The 15,216-nt window shown below is 37.2% G+C and carries 9 protein-coding genes; 5 read left to right on the top strand and 4 right to left on the bottom strand.

What is annotated here, in order from left to right:
• The first annotated feature begins 52 nt into the window (after nucleotides 1-52).
• The 3 genes from recJ to LC419_RS18845 all read left to right on the top strand — a co-directional run bounded on the left by recJ (nucleotide 53) and on the right by LC419_RS18845 (nucleotide 2,830).
• On the top strand, nucleotides 53-1,765 hold the full coding sequence (gene recJ / locus LC419_RS18835; RefSeq protein ID WP_223608806.1) for a single-stranded-DNA-specific exonuclease RecJ: 1,713 nt from the start codon (nucleotides 53-55) through the stop codon (nucleotides 1,763-1,765).
• Nucleotides 1,766-1,816: 51 nt separating this feature from the next.
• Nucleotides 1,817-2,401 (top strand): nicotinate (nicotinamide) nucleotide adenylyltransferase, encoded by a 585-nt coding sequence (gene nadD, locus LC419_RS18840; protein WP_223608807.1) that lies wholly within the window; start codon nucleotides 1,817-1,819, stop codon nucleotides 2,399-2,401.
• 90 nt (nucleotides 2,402-2,491) lie between these two features.
• Entirely contained in the window at nucleotides 2,492-2,830 is a 339-nt protein-coding gene (locus tag LC419_RS18845) for a DUF3817 domain-containing protein (protein ID WP_223608808.1), read from the top strand.
• Nucleotides 2,831-2,889: 59 nt separating this feature from the next.
• Here the strand turns inward: LC419_RS18845 and LC419_RS18850 are convergent, their stop codons facing one another.
• From LC419_RS18850 to LC419_RS18865, 4 genes are all read right to left on the bottom strand, one after another.
• The gene (locus tag LC419_RS18850) at nucleotides 2,890-4,668 is read right to left on the bottom strand and encodes a carboxypeptidase-like regulatory domain-containing protein (protein WP_223608809.1); all 1,779 of its coding nucleotides are present in this window, start codon (nucleotides 4,666-4,668) and stop codon (nucleotides 2,890-2,892) included.
• Between the two features lie 201 nt (nucleotides 4,669-4,869).
• Entirely contained in the window at nucleotides 4,870-6,555 is a 1,686-nt protein-coding gene (locus tag LC419_RS18855) for a hypothetical protein (protein WP_223608810.1), read from the bottom strand.
• Between the two features lie 109 nt (nucleotides 6,556-6,664).
• Nucleotides 6,665-7,285 carry a response regulator transcription factor gene (locus tag LC419_RS18860; protein WP_223608811.1) on the bottom strand — a complete coding sequence of 207 codons (621 nt, stop codon included), beginning with the start codon at nucleotides 7,283-7,285 and terminating at the stop codon, nucleotides 6,665-6,667.
• A 49-nt stretch (nucleotides 7,286-7,334) separates the two neighbouring features.
• The gene (locus tag LC419_RS18865; protein ID WP_223608812.1) at nucleotides 7,335-10,298 is read right to left on the bottom strand and encodes a sensor histidine kinase; all 2,964 of its coding nucleotides are present in this window, start codon (nucleotides 10,296-10,298) and stop codon (nucleotides 7,335-7,337) included.
• Between the two features lie 330 nt (nucleotides 10,299-10,628).
• Here LC419_RS18865 and LC419_RS18870 point away from each other — a divergent pair, with 330 nt between their 5' ends.
• Together LC419_RS18870 and LC419_RS18875 are read left to right on the top strand one after the other, a co-directional pair.
• Nucleotides 10,629-12,860, top strand: a complete 2,232-nt coding sequence (locus LC419_RS18870) for an outer membrane beta-barrel family protein (RefSeq protein ID WP_223608813.1) — start codon at nucleotides 10,629-10,631, stop codon at nucleotides 12,858-12,860.
• 73 nt (nucleotides 12,861-12,933) lie between these two features.
• Nucleotides 12,934-15,189, top strand: coding sequence for a TonB-dependent receptor (locus tag LC419_RS18875; protein WP_223608814.1), 2,256 nt, complete (start codon nucleotides 12,934-12,936; stop codon nucleotides 15,187-15,189).
• Nucleotides 15,190-15,216 lie beyond the last annotated feature (27 nt).

The raw sequence follows: 15,216 nt of genomic DNA on the forward strand, positions 1-15,216 counted from the left end.
AGTTCATCCTTAATCATTTCAAAATGCTGTTTTTTTTCCTTATTTTTGTGAAATGAGTCAGAAATGGATTTACAAGCCCGAACCCGATGAGGAAGTTGTGGACAGATTAAGTTCGTCACTTGGTTTTGGTACTTTTGAATCTAAACTCCTCGTTTTAAGGGGAATTGACAATTATCAAAAGGCCAGAGAATTCTTCAAACCTAACCTCAACGATATACACAGTCCATTCTTAATGGCAGATATGCAGAAAGCTGTAGAGCGCATTGCTACCGCCATTGAAAACGGAGAAAAAATACTGGTTTACGGAGATTATGATGTAGACGGAACCACTGCTGTTGCCGTCATGTACCTTTACCTCAGCAAAATTGTTGAGAAAAAATACTTAGATTATTATATCCCTGACAGGAATTCCGAAGGATACGGAATTTCTACTGAAGGTATTGATTTTGCCAAAGAAAACGGCTTTTCACTGATCATCGCTTTGGACTGCGGTATCAAAGCCATTGACATGATCAACTATGCTCAGGAAAAGGGAATAGATTTTATTATCTGCGACCATCACCTTCCGGGTGACGAGATTCCGAATGCTGCGGCAGTTCTGGATCCGAAGAGAACCGACTGCAGATATCCTTTTAAAGAACTTTCAGGATGTGGTGTAGGCTTTAAGCTGTGCCAGGGACTGAATACCATCTATAAAATTCCGGAGGCCGAGTTATTTGAGCTTACCGACCTTCTGGCTATTTCCATCGCTGCGGATATTGTTTCCATGACCGGCGAAAACAGGGTATTTGCGAAAATGGGACTTAAGGTTCTCAGAAAAACAAGAAACCTTGGATTAAGATTATTAATTCCGGAAGATAAACTGTCGCACTTTGAAATTTCAAATATTGTTTTTGAAATTGCTCCGAAGATCAATGCGGCGGGAAGAATTTCTCACGGAAAAGCAGCTGTAGAGCTTATGGTTTCCGACAACCTGAAACATGCGAATCAGATTGTGGGTGACATTATGAATTTGAATGATGAAAGACGTGAGCTCGATATGAATTCTACACTTTCGGCATTGAACCAGATCATCGAATCCCAGCAACAGAGCAAACATTCCACCATCGTTTACCATCCGGACTGGAACAAGGGCGTGATTGGTATTGTAGCCTCAAGGCTTATCGAAACTTATTACAAACCGACTTTGGTCTTCACAGATGGTAACAACGGAGAAATGGTGGCTTCAGCCAGATCTGTCTCTGATTTTGATGTTCATGAAGCGCTTGATATGTGTTCTGAATATTTCCTGAAATTCGGTGGTCACCATGCTGCTGCAGGACTTTCCATGGAAAAGGATAAGTTTGAAGCTTTCAAGATCAAATTTGAACAGATTGTTTCAGAAAAAATCCAGGAACATCAGCAGGAACCTTCTGTTACCATTGATTCCGAGATTAAGGTGGATGAGATCAACCGTGAGTTTATCAATTTCCACAGAAAACTGGCTCCTTTCGGGCCTCACAATATGAAACCGATCCTTACACTCACCAACCAGAAGCTTTCCGGCTATGTGAAGACAATGGGGAAAGACAACAATCACCTGAAGTTTTACATCAAACAGGAATCTACGGGAAGAAATATAGAGTGTGTAGGCTTCAAACTCGGACAGCATGCGGAAGATTTTAAAAACAAAAACTTCGACCTTGCTTTCACCTTAGAAGAAAACCACTGGAAAGGAAATGTAACTCATTATTTGAATATTAGAGATGTTAAATTCAGGGATTAGGAGCTGCTGCTATCTGCAACCTTTTACCTATCATCTTCGATCTACCAACTCATGAAAAAAATCGGCTTATTTTTCGGTTCTTTCAATCCGATACACATCGGACATTTAATTCTGGCTAATTACATTCTGGAGCATACCGATATGGATGAATTATGGTTTGTAGTAAGCCCGCAGAACCCTTTTAAAGATAAAAAATCACTTCTTAAAGATCACAACAGGCTGGATATGGTTCAGGTCGCCGTGAAAAGCTATCCTAAAATGAGAGCTTCCAATGTAGAGTTTTCACTTCCCAAACCGAGTTATACCATTGACACACTGACTTATCTTCATGAAAAATATCCGGATTATTCTTTCAGTCTGATCATGGGTGAAGATAATCTGAGCAGTCTTCATAAATGGAAAAACTCTGAATTGCTGATCAAAAATCATCATATCATTGTGTATCCACGGGTATTTGAAGGGGAAAAGAAAGATTCGGAATATTTGCAGCATGAGAACATTTCCATGATCAAGGCGCCCGTTATTGAACTTTCTGCTACAGAGATCAGGAATATGATCAAAGAAGGAAAAAATGTACGTCCTATGCTTCCACCGGAAGTCTTTGAATATTTGGACGGAAGCAGTTTTTATAAGTAATTTTACAAATCAGAAATTAGAGGCTAGAAATTAGAAGTTAGATGCTGTAAGACTGCAGTGAACTTTTAATTCATCACTTATACCCACAACATGGAATTTATCGAAAAAATTTTCTCAAAATATCCTCAGGAAAAAGTTATCAGATGGTTTAGACAAATCTGTCTGGCAGAAGCTGTTTCATGGTTTTTCCTATTCACAGCGATGATCTGGATACGCGTTGATCCGGAAGGTATTGTCCCGATTGTATACATCAGTACTATTGGCAGTATTCACGGATTATTTTTTACACTGTATCTCATCTTTCTCCCTGCGATAAGAAAAATATTTACCTGGGATGACGAAGACAGTGTCTTTGCTTTAATTTCAGCATTTTTTCCTTTTGCCACGATTTGGATAGACAAAAAATTAGCCCGCTTCGACAGAGAATAAAAATATGATATAAAAAAAGGACCATTTCGGTCCTTTTTTATTTAAGCTATTTATAACGATTAAAGATCTCTGAGTACATGCCCATTCGCTGTAAAAGTATGGTTTCCGTTCGTATCCGTATACGTTCCGTTTACAGTAAAATCTATATATGCTCCTACTGCTCCGAAATTGGTTATCTGAACCGCTACGTTTCCTGTAGAAGGAGTGAAAAATCCTCCCGAGAATTCAAAAGTATAATCTGTAGTAAAGCTACCCGGAGTTCCAAGCATATTATTTTGAATCATAAAGAAAGAATTCCCGGCAGGTGATGTAGAATTAATTCTTAATTGTTTGGCAGGCATATTGGGAGATGTTGGCGTAAGTCCTGACCATTGAGCATACATACTTCCCAAAACGTATTTCACATTCTGATTATCTATTTTATAACTGATAAATTCACTGACTGAATTACAAACCGAAAGATTATTAAAATTCATCACCGGTAAATTAGCTGTGAAAGGAATTTCTCCTGAAGTCTGCAAATTGGTATAATCATATCCTTCCAAAATAAACTGTGGATTCGCTGTACATGAGTATACATTAAATGAAAAGCTGCCTGTACTGCTTACCGGCACTGATGTATACTGAAAATAATTGGTACCCGCAGCCGGTCTTAAAAGCACATAGCCATCCGTAACATCCGTGTTGGCACAGGTTTTCAAATTCCCTTGTATCACATACTGATTCCCTGTCGAGGTTACTGTAATATCAGGTAATACCATGGTAGTTCCTGCTGTTACAGGTGCTACATTGGATGTATAAACCACCGTATTACATACATCATATACTTTAAGAACCAGAGTTTCATTCGCTGGAATAATTCCTGAAACGGTACCCAGATTATCTGTCATTCCGTAGGTTTCATAGGCCTGGCTGCTTCTTTTTAAACTCACCTTTGTATTCACCATTGGTAAGCCTGCAGGATTCTTCACCGTTACTTTCAGGATGGCCTGTGGAAACTGAGCATCACAATTCCACCAGGAGAAATGACTTACGGTTCCTACATACGTATTCCCAATCTTTGTTGCAGAGCCTTCTTCCTTCCACATTCCCGTATTTTCATCATATGACCACAACGGAATTATATTCGGAGACATTGAAGTTTGTGAAGCATCAATCGGAACCGTCATTTCTGCGGTATGTCCGTTTGCAATCTGTAATTTTTGTCCTGAGCTTCCTGTAAGCTGAACATGCACCATTCCAAAGGTTTCCATAATTCTTGCGTTTCCACCGGAGTTGGTTGCCAGCAGAGAACCGGGCATCAATTCAGTCAGATACTGATTGGAAGATGTTAAATTATACAATGCAACATTCACGCTTCCGCTGTATGCGTTTCCGCTTGCATCTTTGAAACTTCCGTCGAATTTCACTTTAGTTCCGTTAGGTAAGGAAACCGTAGAAGTTGCTCCCGAATTGATACTTGCAGTGGTGGTTGCGGGGATCATCATTATATTTACACGGTTGACCCCACTTGTAGGAACCATTACTCTTGAACCATCTACAAATCCGGATTTCGTCACTTTCACAAGGGCAAAGTTTTCCTTTACCTCTGCATTTTTAAAAATAAAAAAACCTTTGAAATTGGTTTGAGCCGTATTTGTTCCGATGGTTACGGTGGCTCCGCTGACAGGATTTCCGTCGGTATCAAGTACTATTCCCTGAAAGTTTCTTTGTACTGTGTTTCCAAAATTGAAATTAGATTCAGGGGTTGAGTTGTTGTCATCAATGTCTAAATAGGTTTCACTTTTACATGAAAATATTAACAATAATAACAACAACAGAGGGTAAAATTTTCTCATATGCTATTAATTTTTAGTTTATACTAAATTAATCATAAAATGGATACATCCATCTTTTATTCGATTTTTCATTTTAATTTTTTTAAGTCTCACGAATTTTCAATCTCTGAAGTGAAAAGTTTTTAGCCAAAAAGACTGAGAGCAGTAAAGAAGTGAGACATGGCTGCCTCACTTCCCCCATCATTATTTCAGATAGCCCTATTATGGAAATTTTATACCTGGTAGTATCTTTACAGGTAATTTTGGTCCCAGTTCTTTACAGGCAAATTTGTTTGAATATTTATAAACAGGTAAACTATTTACAGTAGAGGAAGGTACCGGCAGATTGGCAGTGCTGACTACCGAAATATCTACCGGCATGGTGTAGCATCCTGTAAAACCGTTCTGCACAAAGTTTTCATACGCAATATTTCCTCCGGCTGATACTATTTTCAATTTTGCATTGACTACCGTTCCTGCCATTTTAAAACTGACTTGTCCTGTGAGTACTTCTTTGTGAGGATTTCCCGGCGCAACAATAAATTTTGTACAACAAACAGGCGTTGCTGTAACAGTACCTGAGGATGATGCCTGAGGACCTTCTACAATAACCGTAAAACAGCCTATTGAGCAGGTCGTACCAGAAGATGGACATTTCACATTAACACAAATGGTATTTGTTCCTACATTCAGACTCGAAAAAGGGATTAATCTTCCTGAAGAATTCTGCCCGGTATTATGGGTATATGGATTTCCGCCTGAACTTACTGTACTCGGACTTCCATTGGTGAAAATAGTGATGATGGAAGACCAGATTCCTGTATTCAATGAATTGTATGGATGCGGTGATGCTTCAACCCTTAAGAATTTTGAAGAATTTGCAGGGTTATACGGAATTGTCAAAGTACCACCGGGATTAATTGACGGTCCCCCTGTATTAGGAAACTGTACGGAAGCAGTGGGCGAATCAAGACATATACAATTACTATTTGTTTTTGACTGAGGTTCATCAGTAATTTCAGGGTTCTTAGGGTAGTTATATTCTTTTTTCGAAAGAATACTGAAGACTATTCCTACATTAAGTCCAAGTGCATTGAATCTATTTTTAGTATCTACAGTTTCATATTTTCCGGCCATGATTTGATCAATGCTGTAAAAGCCTTCACTATTGGGAGCACCGTTGGGTTTAAAGATCGTTGTACTACTTTTTATATCAGGCCCGGCCAGATAACTTCCTTCTACAAAAAAACCAATTCTTCCGGGAAAATAAGACAGCCTCAGTTTTGGAATAACTCCTAAGCCATCCGTTTTCGAAACTATTCTTTTCGAAGTTTCAAAACTTCGGGTCTGTCCGTTGATACTTGAGGTCTGAACAGCTGTAAACTGACTTTCCTTTGAGCTGATATAGGCGGCATTCACAATAGGTGATATTGTAAATTTGTTAAAGGAAAAGTTAGACTGAAGCCCTACTTCTCCTATGAAACCATTCTGCCGGCTTCCATTACCTATTTCCGCTTTAAATGAAGATGGTGAAGACTGTCCTGCAATATTGTAAAAAGGTCCTTCAGGTTTGTATTCTTTTTTCATTCCGAAAAATCCGGCACCTCCGTTCAGCCCCAGTGAGGTATAATTTGCTGCCGAACCATTCCATGTAAAAACAGGAACGTACAGATTAATATTTCCATTAAATCCGTTTCCAACATGGCTCTCCTGTCCATACGTATTTCCGGGAAACAATCCACCTCCACCTACAGAAACCAGAAGATTTCCTCCGGGATTTTTCCCACCTTTCACAATAACCCCTTTGATGGGTTGTCCCGGTCTCTCTTCCTGTGCTCCAGCCGTCACAAAAAGTAAAACCCATAAGAAGACCGCCGTCTTTCTCATAAAAGTAAATTTGCTTTTCATAATATTTTGTTTTTAGAATTGTTTCTCAAAATTCATTTAAAACAAAACATAAAAAAATCCCTAATTATAGGGACGTTCCAAAAGCTGAATGCAGAATTTTTCAACGTTTTTATTCCTTTATATTTTTAAAATACCATGAGACCGCTTCGCCCAAAGAAGATACATGAAGTTTGTTGTAAATATGTTTGATATGGGTATTTACTGTTGAATAGCTTATCTCTAATTGGTCTGCAATCATTTTGTAGCTTAGTCCGCCTGACAATAATTTCAGGACTTCATGTTCTTTTTGGGTCAGAATTTTTTGCTGCGCTGTAGGCTGAAAATATTCCAAAACCCGTTTAGCAATCGCCGGGTTCATAAATGCTCCGCCCTCATAGATTTCTTCGATAGCCTGGAGAATTCTCATCGGTTTATCACTTTTTAAAATGTAGCCGCTTGCCCCACTGGAAATAGAACGGAACACCTTCTCGCTGTCGTCAAAAGCCGTTTGTACGAGAACATTAATATGTGGAAATTTAGATTTAATGATTTTCAAACCGGCAATTCCATCTACCACCGGCATATTGATATCCATCAGAACGATGTCCGGCTGATATGCTTCCATTTCTGCTTCTACATGTTCACAATTCAGCGCTTCTCCGATATATTTCATATTCTCTGAAAGTTCAATCAGAATTCTCATACTGTTCAGGCGTTCCTGACTGTCGTCGTAGGCAAATATTTTAATCATGGTGGGTACTGCTAGATGTATTCAAAGTTATCGTCTTACCGGGCTTTCATCAATCCCTAAATTTAGGGATTAGAATTTTGATGGTCGTTCCGTTTTGTGATTCCAATTCAAAAATACCATTCATCTCCAGGGTTCTTTTTTTCATATTTCCGATGCCATTTCCTTTTATCTTTAACTGATCAAAACCAATTCCGTCATCTTTAACCTCAAGAATATAACTGTCTTCATTTTTTTTAAGATTAATAAAAACCTCATCGGCATTGCTATATTTTACCATATTATTCAGAGCTTCTTTAGCAATGAGAATAATATTTTTCTTTATACTAAAATCCAGAATTTCGGCATCAATGGTTTCATCAATATCTATTTTATAATTAATAGTTGTATTCCCAAGAATTTCACTGGCAATATTTCTTATTCGGGTAGAGAGTGTCATCAGAGAATCATTATTGGGTTTAAGGCTCCAGACGATATCACTCATATTTTCGGAAAGCTTCCGGGATTGATCTTCAATATTTCTCAGGACTTTTTGGGCTTCTTCAATTCTTTGTTTCTCAATCAGTTTTCCGGCAACCATAGAATTGATCTGCAAGCTGCTTAAGGTGGAACCAATATCGTCATGCAAATCCGCTGTAATTTTATTTCTTTGGGATTCAAGGGCCATTTTCCCCTTAAATTCATTTTTCTGCTTGATGAATTCCCACCGACTTACCGCTAAAATCAGCACACCGGAAAATAAACTTCCCAGAATAATCCAAAACACAAAAGTCTGGTAAAAAACCTTGGCAACATTGAGCGTTATCAATTTTTGAGATAAAACTTTACCTGTAAATTTATCCGTGATCCCGAATTCTATTTCATATTTTCCGGGGGCTAAGCTGTTAAGGTTAAGCGGCGTTTTTTTTGAGAGTTTCTTCCAACTCTGATCAATATTTTTAATCCTGTACATCATATTTCTCTGCGAGCCATGTTCCAGATCTTTGATCAATGCTTTTATGGAAATGTTGTTTTCATCATGTTTGAGATGAAGTTCTTTCAAAAAATTAATTCCTTTTGGGGCGGCATATCTTTTATTATTAATCAAAATTTCATCGAAATAGATCTCAGGTTTATAGAATGAACTGAATTTTAAAGGAGGTCTGAAATAATTAAATCCTTTTACGCCTCCAAAATACAGCATTCCATCTGAAGTTTTAAGAAAACCACGGTTATTAAAATCCCAATACTGAATTCCGTCTTCTTTATCATAATTAGAGATCAGATGTGTTTCTGTATCGATACTTGACAAGCCTCTTTGATGGCTGCACCAGAGCTTCCCAAAGTCATCCAGCAGAATTCCATAAATATAGGTTCCGGCCAGATTGTTATTGCTGTCAAATATTTTTATGGATTTAAAGTCCTTATCCAAAAGATAAACTCCCTGATTGGTTCCTACCCAATACTGCTTTTTTTTTACATCTTCCTGTACATAAAAACTCTGTACTTTAGGAAGAATTTTTCCGATCGTTTTATACCTCTTCTCGCCTTCCATTTTTATCAACATCATGTCCCGATTCAGATAACTTACAGCAATTCTGTTATCACTCAAAATATTAATATAAAAAGGATTCTTGTCCGGAATACCGTTTATTTTTTCGAATTTCCCATTTGTTGTATTTAAAAGACAGAGGCCTGTGGAAAAAGAAAATACAGAAGGTAGATCTGGAAAATTAACCATGTGCTGGAGCCTACCCATTACGATATGATCAAAAGAATAACTGGTTTTAAATTTTAAATCTTTATTAAAAACTGCGATTTTAGATTGATTACCTCTCATTCCATTTTCAAACATCCAAACCTCTCCAGTGTATGGATTGCTGTAACTTTTCCCTCTCGAATTGTTATAATAGCTGTTTCTATCTGATGCAAATCTGATAACAGAAAAATTTTCACGGTCAAAAACAAAAGATGAATTGATGAGGATTTTCTTATCGGGCAGTTCTGCAAAATCTGAAACTCCCCGCTGTTTAAACGTCTGCATCAAAGGATCTGTTCCATCAGCAGTATTTTTAAGCATCGCCCCCCGAAAATCCATAACAATCTCCCCCTGGCCATCATCACAGATCCAAAGCCTTCCAATTTTATCGAACTGAAAATTGAAAACTCTTTCATAACCTGTTTGAAAAACAGTGTTGTTCCTTAGCTGTTTGTCAAAAATAAAAAGAGAACTGCCACTTTTAAAAACAACTTTATCATCGTTAACGGTAATTCCGCCAATTCTCTTAAGAGATTTCTGATGATGTTCTATATTCTGATAATGGTTTTTAAAAATTAATATCCCATGATCAGCCGTTCCAAGGTAAAGGGCATCATTTTTTTTATCATATGCCGCAGACTGAAGTGTCATGGAAGGATCTATGGGGAATTGGTGAAAAGGAAAAGATATTTTTTTAGAATCCAGATTGTAGGTGACGATTTCTTTTGTTCCCATAAAACACAGGTTGCGATTTTTATCCAAAAAAGGCATTCTGAAATAAAAGACATTCCCGTCGCTATCGTAAATATGCACTGACTTTAAGTGTTGTATTGGAATTTGAGCTTCGAGCGTGACCTTTTTGGTAGTGACATCAAAACTTACCAATTGATAGGTTTCATTAAAGATCCAGATCTTACCTTCTTCAAAACCAATGGGAATGGCAGTTTTATTTTTTGAATAGGGTTTATAAATATCGACTAAGGTAAACTCATCCAACTGATAATTGTAGATATACAAACCTCTTGTACTTCCGATGTACAAATGATTTCCATCTTCTGCAAAACCATAACCCTGTTGCAGCGCCGGACAGTTTTTGAAAAAGTAATTGAGATTATAAACTTTAACAGATGAGCCGTCATAGCGGTTGAGGGCATCATTGCACGTCAGCCATACAAAACCTTTACGGTCTTCAAACCAGAAATAATTAGAGCCCTGCGAGAGTCCTTCATCTTGTGTAATCTTTGTCACAGAATAGTTACCCATATTTTGTGAACTCATTTTTGCGAAGCAAAAGAATGCGATGACAACGCAAAATTTGAGTAGGAAATTCATGATTTGTAGTTTAAATAAAGTTAGTCTTTTTTTGATAATTTCAGAAATTTCTTCTTTGAATGTAACATTTAAGTTTGCTCAATTGTCTAATTAGTTAGAAAGTCAAAACAAGTTGAATTTTTAATTTAAAATTTTAGCACCTGATAAACAGACAGTTAAATATAATTTGAAAACATTTTAAGTACTTTGTATTGCATGATACTGTTTTTATTATATATCTTTGTAATGTTAAATAATCATCCATACAAGCTATTAAACAACTAAAACAAAATAATTATGAAAACTCATATTCTAATTGCCGCCTTATTCTTCAGCGGACTCGCAGCTGCCCAGCAAACAAAAGACACCCTGAAAGTAAAAAATATTGAAGCTGTGAATATCAAGAAACAGGTTTTCAAAAAACAAAGTGACCGTTTCGTTTATGATGTAGCTTCTTCCCCGATTGCAAAGGGAACCAATACATTCAATCTTTTGAAACAGACTCCAATGATTTCCAGCATCGACGGAAAATCTCTGAAGATCATGGGAAAATCTGATGTGGTCATTTACATCAACAATAAAAAATCCAATATGGATGCTGAAGCATTGATCGAAATGCTGAAAGGAACTCCATCTGAAGATATCCAGAAAATAGAAGTGATCACAACTCCCGGAAGTGAATATCAGGTAGAATCCAATGAAGGGGTCATCAATATTGTGATGAAAAAGAAGAAAAATGACGGCTACAACGGAACATTGAAAATGAATAATGAACAGGCGTACTACAACAACCCTTCTGCCGGAGCTTCGTTCAACTTCAGAAAAAATAAATGGTCTGTGAATTCAAACTTCAATACAGGAAGCTGGACCGACAGAGAAAGATATACTTTATCCAACGGAGATTCCACTTTCAGAAATGAGTCTTTCGGATTCAATTCTGATCCTAATAAAAATGTGGGCGGAAGCGTGAATATTGATTATGAGCTTAATAAAAATCACAGTTTAGGATTTACCTACAATATGAGATATAATAAGAGTTTCAACTCTATCCTTGATGTAACGAACTGGGAAAACGGAGCGCTTATCAACAGAACGGTAAACAATGAAAATGCACAGACAAGAAATCACTCTTTCAATTTAAATTACGAAATAAAAACAGATTCTATAGGAAGCAAACTTACCTCTAACGTTTCTTATTTATGGTTCAACAGGGATAAAATGAGTACCAATGAAAGTTTTCCTTTAAATACTGATCCTGACAATAAATACAGTGCATTACAGCAATCGGTTCCACAGATCATTAATAACTATGCCGCGAATATCGACTATCTGAAAAAAACACCTAAAGGCAGCACTTGGTTACTAGGAGTAAGCTACAACCATACGAATACGGATAATGATACGAGACAGGACAAGATTATTAACAACGCTATTATCAATGACACCAATCAGACCAATCATTTCATTTATAAAGAAAGAATCCTGGGAGCCTATATTACGTATGAAAGAAAACTAAGCGATAAATTTTCAGGGAAAATAGGAACCCGATATGAGCTCACAAGAAGCAGCGGTGAAATTCTTGGAAAAACAAGTTTTGACAGAAATTACAACAACCTGTTACCTTATCTTAACCTGAACTATGCCATCAATTCTGATCATAATCTAACGTACAGTTTCTCCAGCAGGATCAGAAGACCAAGGTTCTGGGAACTGAATCCTTCAAGAACTTATTTCACGCCTAATAATTATACGCAGAATAATCCATTCGTACTGGCTTCTAAGTTTTACAATCAGGAAATCAGTTATATGTACAAAAATGCATTTTTCGCCAATGTAAGTTTCAATTATGTAAAAGACGCTTCGAACCAAATACCGCTTCAGGGAAGTGTAACCGGTCCGGAAAATGATGAAAACGGAAATCCGGTAATGGTCACGAAGAAGTTTTTAAGATATATCCGAACCAACTATGGTGACAACAAACAGTTTGGACTGACCTTAGGGATGAACAAATCATGGTTCAAAGAAATCTGGACAACCAACTACTCTGTGAATTTAGGATACAATATTTATAAAGGATCGGTAACGGCAGATCCAACCTCGGTTCCTGTTGAGGGCCAGACAGAAGTTGTAGAACCTTACGTAATCAATTTCAAAAACTTCAACATGTCAGGGAATATCAACAACAACATTCGTCTTTCTTCGAACAAAGACTGGTTCCTGGGAGTGAATTACTATTACGGCAGTAAAGTGAAAATTGAAAGCGGAACACTGGGCGTAAGACAGAGCTTTGATGTGAGTCTAAAGAAAATCATGGGCAACTGGACATTTGTAGCAGAAGTATATGATGTCTTTAACCAAAATTACAACAGCATTCAGGGGATACAACCTAACGGAAGTTACAATAACGTGATCAATTTCGAATACCCAAGAATTCTCAACATCGGAGTGACCTACAATTTCGGAAACCAGAAACTGAAAAAGGCAAGAGAAATAAAATCTGCCAACGACGCTATCAAATCAAGGACTTAATCAGGCAGCCACCGAAAATAAAAACAACCACAAACCACACCCGTGCCACAACGGCACTTAAATAAGAATAATCATGAAAAAGATCATTATACTGGTAGCAGCTATATCAGGAAGCATAGCTTTTGCTCAGGAAAAGAAATCCGATACGGTAAAAGCAAAATCTATCGAAGGAATCACGCTTACAAAACAGGTTTTCAAAAAGCAAAGCGACCGTTTTGTGTATGATGTTGCCGCTTCACCGGTGGCCAAAGGAAATACCACTTTCGACCTGTTGAAACAAACTCCCCTACTTTCTTCAACAGACGATAAAACACTGAAGATTGCAGGAAAAAACAATGCTCTGATCTATATCAACGGAAGAAAAACCAATATGGATGCAGAATCTCTCGTACAGCTTCTGAAAAGTACACCGGCAGAAAACATTCAGAAAATTGAAGTCATTACCGTTCCTGGGAGTGAATATCAGGTAGAATCTTCAGATGGAATCATCAACATCGTGATGAAGAAAAAACTGAGTGACGGTCTGAACGGAAACATGAGGATGAGTAATATGCAGAATAAATTCAATGGCTCCAGCGCTTCACTTTCTCTGAATTACAGAAAGGATAAACTGGGAATCAGTGGAAATGTTTTTACGGGAGAAAATATCCAGGCTCAGTCTTATGTTTTAAGAAACGGAACCAGTTTAATTTCCAATGAATCTGTGGGTGACATTAATGATCCCAATAAAAATCTTGGGGGATATTTAAATTTCGATTATCAGCTAACGGATAACAGTAATTTAGCACTTACCTGGAATTCGTGGTACAATAAAAGTAATAATTCAACGGTAGATCTATTGAATACCTTAAGGAATTACAATACGGACGGAAGTTTAAAATCGACTGAACAAAATAAGTCTCAGAACAGAGAAGATGCACATTATTACAACAATTCCCTGAACTTAAACTATGAATTAAAAACAGATTCTCTGGGAAGTAAATTAAATGTGAATGCTGCTTATCTCAACTACAGAAGGTTTCAGTTTTCCGATAACAGGACTTTAGTTCCGGGAACTTTAAATGACTTCTCATTATTACGTCAAAAAATTACCCAGGACATTCCTCAGGTCATCAATAACTTTTCAGGGACGGTAGATTATATTCAAAAGTTTAAAAATGATTTTACTGTTTCTCTTGGCGGGAACTTTAATAAAACGAAAACAGATAACGATACCAAAAATTACAACTATTCCTACAATGGAAACGGAGATCTTATCACTACAAAACCCGATTTCAATCACTTTATTTATGATGAAAGTATTTATGGGGTGTATGTAACTCTTGAAAAAAAGTTTTCCGATAAACTTTCAGGAAAAGTAGGCGCAAGATATGAAATCACGAAGAGTTTAGGAACCTCTGACAATCCTCAGAATACGGAAGCACCTTATCAGGAAATAGAAAGGAATTACAATAACTTCCTGCCTTATTTAAGCTTCAATTATACCATCAATGACAAGAACAACATTTCATATGCCTTCTCAAGCAGAATGCGAAGACCAAGCTTCTGGGAGCTAAATCCGGTAAAGAACATCCTTACTCAGGATAATTATACTCAGAACAATCCATTTGTAAAATCATCCTCAACCTATAATCAGGAGTTAACGTATATGTTTAAAAGCTCATACTTTCTGATCTTGAACCACTCTTACTTCAAAGATATCATCACTCAGGTACCTTTGCAGAGAGAGATCGAAAGAGATCATGTAAAATACAGACAATTAGCTTATATCAGAACCAACTTCGGTGACAAGCAGGAAATGTCTGCCATGGTCGGAATGCAGAAAACGTTTTTCAAGCAGTATCTGACCACGAACTTTAATATCGGTGTTCAGCATAACATCAATAACGGAACATTGAATACAGATCCAACGACAGGACAGGTTTTTGACACCTATATCAATAAAACCAAATCGACGAGTATGGTGATTCAATCGAACAATACCATCCGTCTGGATAAAAAGAAAACCTGGTTTCTGGGTGTCAACTATTTCTACGTAGACAAGCAGCAGATCGAGCTGGGAATGTTGAAAAACCTGATGAGTTTAGATCTGAGCATCAAGAAAAACTGGAACGACTGGACTTTCTCTCTTAATGTAACAGACGTATTAAGAACCAATGTTGTGGAAATTGAAGATTATCAGTCATCAGGAAACTACAATTATGTAAAAAACGATCAGTTCAGACGTGGGATGACGTTCAGTATTGTGTACAACTTCGGAAATCAGAAAGTGAAAAAAGTAAGAGACATCGAAGGGGCATCAGATGCCATCAAGAGCAGAACAAGATAAAGAGACTATCTTTCTTCATATTAACTA

It is taken from the genome of Chryseobacterium sp. OSA05B, assembly GCF_019970065.1.
Classification (GTDB): domain Bacteria; phylum Bacteroidota; class Bacteroidia; order Flavobacteriales; family Weeksellaceae; genus Chryseobacterium.